5 protein-coding genes are annotated in these 3,622 nt (G+C 64.3%); 1 reads left to right on the top strand and 4 read right to left on the bottom strand.

Annotated elements, in window-relative coordinates; all coding sequences use genetic code 11:
- The 4 genes from AC062T_RS09785 to AC062T_RS09770 form a co-directional block, all read right to left on the bottom strand.
- The coding region (locus AC062T_RS09785; protein WP_476029555.1) for a cytochrome c biogenesis ResB family protein at positions 1-197 on the bottom strand (197 nt) is incomplete at its 3' end.
- Positions 181-936 carry a cytochrome c biogenesis CcdA family protein gene (locus tag AC062T_RS09780; RefSeq protein WP_476029553.1) on the bottom strand — a complete coding sequence of 252 codons (756 nt, stop codon included), beginning with the start codon at positions 934-936 and terminating at the stop codon, positions 181-183. The genes AC062T_RS09785 and AC062T_RS09780, both read right to left, overlap by 17 nt.
- Positions 936-1,544, bottom strand: a complete 609-nt coding sequence (locus AC062T_RS09775; RefSeq protein WP_476029551.1) for a TlpA family protein disulfide reductase — start codon at positions 1,542-1,544, stop codon at positions 936-938. The genes AC062T_RS09780 and AC062T_RS09775 overlap by 1 nt, the downstream gene beginning before the upstream one ends.
- Positions 1,541-2,179: a histidine phosphatase family protein gene (locus tag AC062T_RS09770; RefSeq protein WP_476029549.1), complete on the bottom strand. Its 639-nt coding sequence runs from the start codon at positions 2,177-2,179 to the stop codon at positions 1,541-1,543. The genes AC062T_RS09775 and AC062T_RS09770 overlap by 4 nt, the downstream gene beginning before the upstream one ends.
- 58 nt (positions 2,180-2,237) lie before the next feature.
- Between AC062T_RS09770 and aspS the strand changes: the two genes are divergently transcribed.
- A complete protein-coding gene (aspS, locus tag AC062T_RS09765; RefSeq protein ID WP_108514710.1) occupies positions 2,238-3,566 on the top strand; it encodes an aspartate--tRNA(Asn) ligase in 1,329 nt (442 codons plus the stop codon).
- Positions 3,567-3,622 lie beyond the last annotated feature (56 nt).

Below are 3,622 nucleotides of genomic sequence, written 5' to 3'. Positions count from 1 at the left end.
GACCGCTGCGGCACGAGCGAGCCGGGGATCGCCGCGAGGGCGAGCAACAGCAGCAGGACGAGCGCCGTTCGCATGCTCGTGAGCTGGCGCCAGAAAAACCTCAGGTACCCCACAAAGCCCAGGGCAGGCTGCGAGACATCGCCCTTCTTGCGCGGCGCGCCCACGGGCGAATCAATGTGATCAGATGGCCGTGACAAAGCTGCCAATCACCGAACCTAGGTACGACGTGAATTGAGTCCACAGCCCGGTGACCATGGCGATACCAATGAGCACGAGAACGGCTCCCCCGATGATGTTGATGATGCGGATGTGGCGCTTGAGCCACGCGACAGAACCGGCCACCCAGCCAAAGCCGAGAGCCACAAGAAGAAACGGGATGCCGAGGCCGAGACAGTAGGCCAGGCCCAGGAACGCTCCCCTGGCGGGCGAGCCACCCTCGAGGCTCAGCGCAAGAACGGCCGCGAGGGTCGGGCCCATGCACGGTGCCCACCCGAGGCCGAAGACGAGACCGAGGAACGGCGCGCCCGCGAGCCCCGTCGCCGCCTTCCAGCGCGGTTTGATGGTGCGCTGAAGCGCCGTGAACTGACCAATAAAGACCAGGCCCATGATGATGATGACCACTCCGGCGATGCGCGTGATCAGATCCATCCACGGAGCAAGCAACAGGCCGGCAACGCCGAAGAGCATGCCGAACGCAACGAACACCACGCTGAACCCGAGCACAAAGAGCAGAACGCCCAGAAGCAGGCGGTTGCGTGCCCTGCGGCGGTCGCCCACCGACTCGGCGGCTTCGGTGACGCCGCCGATGTAACCCAGGTACCCCGGCACGAGCGGCAGCACGCAGGGAGACGCAAACGACACGAAGCCCGCGAGAAGCGCAAGCGGCACCGCGAGAAGCAGCGTGCCCTCAGTGACGATCTCGTAGATGGAATCCACTACGCGCCCTCAGCCAGCAGGTCACGAATCACCGTGTCGAGGTTCGACGGCGACGTGATCTGGCCGAGGAACCGCGCGGCAACCCGCCCCTGCTTGTCGAGCACGATCGTGGTTGGAACAGCGCTCGGCGGCACATGACCGGCAAACGCTAGGCGGGCAGCCCCCGATTCGGCGTCGATGATCGAGGGGTAGGTGATGCTGTACTTGCGCGCAAAGGCGAGTGCCGTCTCCGGTTGATCCCGAATGTTCACGCCGACGAACGAGACGCCTTTATCGGCATAACGGGCGCTGATCTCCTGCAGGTCGGGAGCCTCGGCGCGGCACGGCGCACAGTTCGCGTACCAAAAGTTGACCACAACAACGTCGCCGGCATAGTCAGCGCTGCTGATGTCAATGCCGCCGTCGGTTACGCCATCAAATTCCATGGGGTCGGCGCGGTTCTCGGCCGGAACCTCCGTAACCGTCCCGTCGCTCGACGTGTAGTTGGTGGTCCCGCCGTTGCCGTACTTAGCGGCCAGCGGGTCACTCGTGCAGCCCGTGAGGGCAATGGCGGCCACAGCGGCAATCGTGATCACGCGGCGCAGCGACGAACGGCGGTTCACGGTCACACTGCTCCAAAATCTGCGGCCTGCCCGAGCAGAGCCGCCGCCGGCTCTGAGTAGCCGACCTCAACAAAAACATCGTCGCGGCGCTCAAGCGTGGTGATGCTCGAGAGGCTGCACCGGCGCTTGCGCGGGTCATGCGGCAGCCGGCGACCAGACACATAGCGCTGCACCATAACGATGGGCATCTGGTGACTCACCATCACCACCTCTCCTCCGTCGGCATTCGACCAGGCGTCTTCGATTGCGGCGAGCATGCGGTCGGCAACGCTCGCAAATGGCTCACCCCAGCTCGGCAACCACGGGTTGACCACCCAGGGCCACGACTGCGGGCGCAGCAGCACCTGAGGTCCGAACTCAAAGGTCTTGCCCTCGAACTTGTTGGTCGGCTCGATGATGCGATCTTCTGTGACGATGTCGAGGCCGAATCTGTCGCTCCACGGCTGGGCAGATTCCTGCGCACGCTGCAACGGCGAGGCATACAGGGCGGTAATTGGATGCCCCTCGAGGGAGTCGGCGGCGACCTCGGCCATCTTGTGACCAAGCTCTGAGAGGTGGTATCCCGGGATACGGCCATAGAGAACGCCCTGCGGGTTATGAACCTCGCCGTGGCGCACGAGATGAATGAGATTCGCGGGCACGAGACCAGTCTAGGCAAACGATCCTGAACCTCCGGCCCAGCGCCTTTAGACTGACTGAGTGAGCGAACGCACCCTTATTAAGAACCTGGCCGCGGCATCCGACGGTCCCACCTCTGTTTCCGGCTGGGTCGAGACGGTGCGTGATCAGAAGAAGGTGCAGTTTGTCGTACTGCGCGACGAGAGCGGCGCCGTGCAGCTGGTGCACCCGCGCGCCTTCGGAGAGGATGGCGCGCCCCTCGAGGACGCCCTCGCCGACACCATTTCTGGCCTCGCCCAGGGCACCTTCCTCACCGCGACGGGTGAGCTCAAGCACGACGAGCGCGTCAAGCTTGGCGGCGTCGAGATCAAGCTCGACTCGATCGTGACGACCGCGCCCGCGATCGCCGAGACCCCCATCGCCGACGACAGCGGCATCGACAAGCGCATGGACTGGCGCTTTCTCGACCTGCGCGTGCCCAAGCACGCCCTCGTCTTCAAGATCCAGACCACGCTCGAGCACGCCTGGCGCACCTACTGGGTCGAGAACGACTTCATCGAGCTGCACACCCCCAAGCTCATGGCGAGCGCATCCGAGTCGCGCGCCGAGTTATTTGAGGTCGAGTACTTCGACACCAAGGCCTACCTCGCGCAGAGCCCCCAGTTCTTCAAGCAGATGGCTCAGCCCGCTGGTTTCGGCAAGATCTTCGAGGTCGGCCCCGCCTTCCGCGCCGACCCCTCCTTCACCTCGCGCCACGCCACCGAATTCACCTCGGTGGATGCTGAGATCAGCTGGATCGACAGCCACGAAGACGTCATGAAGATGCACGAGGAGCTTCTCGTCGCCGGCTTCGAGGCCGTCAAGGCCAAGCATGGCGCCGAGATCGAGGCCCTCTACGGCATCACGCTTGAGGTTCCGACGACACCGTTCCCGCGCATCCCGCTGGCCGAGGCCAAGCGCATCGTCGCCGAGCGCGGCTACGAGGTTCCCCGTCACGACGACGACATGGACCCTGAGGGCGAGCGCCAGATCGCGGCCTACGTCAAGGAGACGTTCGGTCACGACTTCGTGTTCCTCACCGACTATGCGTCGAGCATCCGACCGTTCTATCACATGCGTAATGCCGAGGATGCTGGCATCACCAACAGCTATGACCTCGTCTTCAACGGCGTCGAGATCTCCACGGGAGCACAGCGCGAGCACCGCGTCGACGTGCTCATCGAGCAGGCGAAGGAGAAGGGCCTCGACCCCGAGGAGCTGGACTTCTACCTCGACTTCTTCCGCTACGGAGTGCCCACGCACGGTGGCTTCGGGATGGGCCTCTCGCGCGTTCTCATGCTCATGCTCGGTCTGCCGAACCTGCGCGAAACGACCTACCTCTTCCGCGGACCGAACCGCCTGCTCCCCTAGGGTCGGACTACTTCTCCGCTGAGGGGTCCTGAATGCGCTCGCCCGCGACGGCGGAT

This window comes from Homoserinimonas sp., from assembly GCF_056262345.1.
This window is presented reverse-complemented; position numbering and strand designations above follow the sequence as displayed.